Here is a 2,187-nt window from a genome sequence, read left to right on the forward strand (position 1 = left end):
CGTCATGCCCGCCGCCTGGGCCGCGCTGGTCGTGTTCCTGGTCAAGCAGTTCGGCCTGCCGCCGGCCGCCGAGGCATGGCTGTCCTCGGCCCCGGTGGTCGACGCGGTCACCAACCTGGCCGCGCTGGCCGCGGTGTACGCATTCGTCCGCTGGATCGAACCGCGCATCCCGGACTGGGCGACCCGCCTGCTGCTCGGCTCGGCCCGGCCGCCGACCTACACCCAGTAGTCCACAGCTTCATCCACAAGACGAACCCCAGTGCCACTTCCCCTCGGCCTGGGGTTTTCGCATGCCTGGGCCCAGCTCGCCTGAGGGGACGAGCCGGGCCCAGGTGTGCTCTTCCCCCTCATCCCCTCAGGAGTGCGCATGTCTGAACTCGTCCCCCGGGCCGATGTGGTGATGGTGCCGTTCGAAGGCGGCCACATCCCGGCCGTCCTGCTCGATGGCGACCCGCACGTGGTGCTGCGGCCGGTCGCCGAGGCGCTCGGCCTGGCTTGGACCCGGCAGCTCGCCAAGCTCAAGGCCGACAACTCGACCTGCGTGACCCTGGTGGTCACGCAGATGCCCGGCGATGACCAGGCGCGCCAGGTGGTCGTAGTCGACCTGGAGACGTTCACGGTGTGGTTGGCCAGCCTGCAGCCGTCCCGGGTCGGCGAGCACGCGCGGGACGCTGTGGTCACGTGGAAGCGGAAGGCCGGCCGCGCGCTGCGCGCCCACTTCTTCGGCCCGCGTGCGGCGACCACCGCGCCGGCCGCGCAGGACGTGCCCGCCGACTACGAGGCCGCGCTGGTGCACCTGCTGGCCAAGGTGCGCGAGAACAAGGCGCTCACGGCGCGCAACGCCGAGCTCGAGCCGAAGGCCGAGGCGCACGACGCTTACATGGCCGCCCAAGGCGGGCACCTCATCCGCGAGGTGGCCAAGGCGCTCCGCCAGGAGTGGCCCGACCTGAAGGTCCACGAGCTGTTCAACTTCCTGGTCGCCGAGCGCCTGGTGTTCCGCCGCTCGGCCGCTCTATGCGGGCAGGGCATGTACGACGCCCACTCCCGCTACGTGCCGTCGCATTTCCTGGTCACCACGGCAGAGGTCCACCACAACCGGTTCGCCGGGCCGTGCGCGCACACCACGGTGCACGTGACCCCGCAGGGTGTCGAGCTGATCCGCAAGCGCATCCACGCCCGCCGGGCCGAGCTCGTGCTCCCAGTCGACGCCGACCGGCTGATTCGGGCGTGACCTGTGGACAACGTCATCCCGATTCGCAAGGCGCCCGAGCACCTGTACGAAGCCGTCGTGCAGGTGTGGGAGGACTTCGCTGCCGGCCGCATCGACGGTGGCCGACAGGACGGCTGCATCAGCTACGACCGGCTGGGCGCCGAGGCATGGTCGCGGCTGCCCGCCGACCGCCGCACCGGCGAGTACCCGCACCTGCTCACCGCCTACGTGACCAGGGTCCTCGAGGAACGCGAGCACGTACAGCGCCAGAATGAACCCTTCAACCTCGCGGAGCTGATCGTCCGCACCGAGTACTCCTACGCCGGCGTGCTCGGCGACCCGGCGGCCATGGACGACGACCAGCTCGACATGCTGACCGGGGATGTGATCGCCCAACTCACCGCCAACGACCTGATGACCGCACTCCGGCAAGCCTTGCGCCTAGCCAGCCCGGTTGTGCTCCAGCAGGCGCTCGACGCCGAGCAGGCCCGCGCCGCAACCTGATCTCCTGCTCGGTCCTTCACCACCCAGCAGGACAACCGCGCCCGTCTCCGTGACCCGGAGGCGGGCGCTTTCTGCTGTCCAGGGGGTTGTCCAGTCCGGCCACCCGGGGTGACACTGGCGGGCATGGCGGCCTACCTGCGGTGCACCGTGACCGGCCGGTCGATCGGCCGTGCTGGGCCAACGACGCCCACGCCGAGGCCGCGTTGGGCAGCAGCGAGCTGCTGCGGGTGGCCAAGGACTGGACGGTGGGATCCTGGCCGTTCGAGCCTCGGCAAGGGCTACGTCCGGGCCCGCTGTTCCACCAGGGGTGGCGCACCCTCTACGCCCCGGCGGAGGTCACCCGACTGGTCGCGCTCTTCCACACCGGGCAACTGCCTGCCTGATCACCACGACGGTCCCGGCCCGCTGTTCGAGAACGTCCCGCGCACCAGGTGGGTCGGCCCGGCCGGGCGCAGCCGCTCGGCGTTCGGCTG

The 2,187-nt window shown here is 71.0% G+C and carries 4 protein-coding genes; all 4 read left to right on the top strand.

Annotated features, from left to right (window positions below; all coding sequences use genetic code 11):
* A partial coding sequence (locus VGX25_RS21885) for a hypothetical protein (RefSeq protein WP_326919731.1) occupies positions 1-229 on the top strand: 229 nt, incomplete at its 5' end.
* A gap of 138 nt (positions 230-367) precedes the next feature.
* Positions 368-1,231, top strand: a complete 864-nt coding sequence (locus tag VGX25_RS21890) for a phage antirepressor N-terminal domain-containing protein (protein ID WP_326919732.1) — start codon at positions 368-370, stop codon at positions 1,229-1,231.
* Between the two features lie 3 nt (positions 1,232-1,234).
* Positions 1,235-1,714 carry a hypothetical protein gene (locus VGX25_RS21895; protein ID WP_326919733.1) on the top strand — a complete coding sequence of 160 codons (480 nt, stop codon included), beginning with the start codon at positions 1,235-1,237 and terminating at the stop codon, positions 1,712-1,714.
* Between the two features lie 140 nt (positions 1,715-1,854).
* The gene (locus VGX25_RS21900; protein WP_326919734.1) at positions 1,855-2,097 is read left to right on the top strand and encodes a hypothetical protein; all 243 of its coding nucleotides are present in this window, start codon (positions 1,855-1,857) and stop codon (positions 2,095-2,097) included.
* Positions 2,098-2,187 lie beyond the last annotated feature (90 nt).

The organism is Actinophytocola sp., from assembly GCF_035942955.1.
In the GTDB taxonomy this organism is placed as follows: Bacteria; Actinomycetota; Actinomycetes; order Mycobacteriales; family Pseudonocardiaceae; genus DASYTH01.